Source organism: Bowmanella yangjiangensis (assembly GCF_017255015.1).
In the GTDB taxonomy this organism is placed as follows: domain Bacteria; phylum Pseudomonadota; class Gammaproteobacteria; order Enterobacterales; family Alteromonadaceae; genus Bowmanella; species Bowmanella yangjiangensis.
On record NZ_JAFKCS010000338.1, the window covers coordinates 1 to 860 of the forward strand.

The following is an 860-nucleotide window of genomic DNA, read 5'->3' on the forward strand; positions in this document are numbered from 1 at the left end:
CCGTGCAGACCCAGGTTGCGCTCTTTGGCCTGGATGTCGGCGTCACCCTGCACGACTGGCTGCAACTACAGCAGCGCCAGGTGCAGATGAGCGACAGCAAGCAGGACAAGATCGCCGCCGAAGCTGCGCGGCTGGAGTATCGCAAGCTGCAGGAAAAGCTCAGGCAAACCCCGGCAACGGACTTCCAAACCGCTGACGCCGAACTGCAAGCTGCTCTTGCCGCCCTTGAGCGTCTGGATCACTGGAGCGATGAATGGCTGGCCGAGTTGGCGCCCAGCTTCGGTTCATTACGCCATACATTGATCGAGCTACGCGCTCAGCTCGAGGAATTCATCCCGCCAGCCGAGTCTCATTCATCCAATCCTGAGAGCGATGCCGTCATGGACGAGCCGACTACCGAACCGACTGTCCCAGCGCCGCCTGTCGCGGGTGTACCCAGCAGTCGTGAGCAGGCCTATCGGCAACTGGCACAGATTGCCGATTATCTGGCCAAGACCGAACCGCACAGCCCGGTGCCTTATGTCATCCGCAGGGCGGTGGAGTGGGGCAACCAGCCGCTCGGTGAACTACTGGATGAGTTGATCAGCGCCGATGCCGAATCCCGGCGCCTGTGGAAGCTGCTCGGCGTTCTCAAGTGACCTTCGAGTACCGCACGCATGGCCGGCGCTCTGGGCGCGCAGATTGATCTGCCTGTCGGGTCGGGTATGCGCATTATCGTCGGCGCAATGACGAGCACAGCCTCAGCTGGCGAAGTTTTGAATCGTGACGTACCGCGTACCGAGGCGAGTTGGTCTGTAGTGTCGACTGTCTATGCGCTTATCCATCCGGCGCAAAGCAGCGCTGAAAGACTCGGATAGATT

At 60.7% G+C, this 860-nt stretch carries 1 pseudogene; it reads left to right on the plus strand.

The features are described from left to right. A pseudogene (locus tag J0A65_RS24405) lies at nucleotides 1–638 on the plus strand (hypothetical protein); the annotation flags it as partial. Between the last annotated feature and the right edge of the window lie 222 nt (nucleotides 639–860).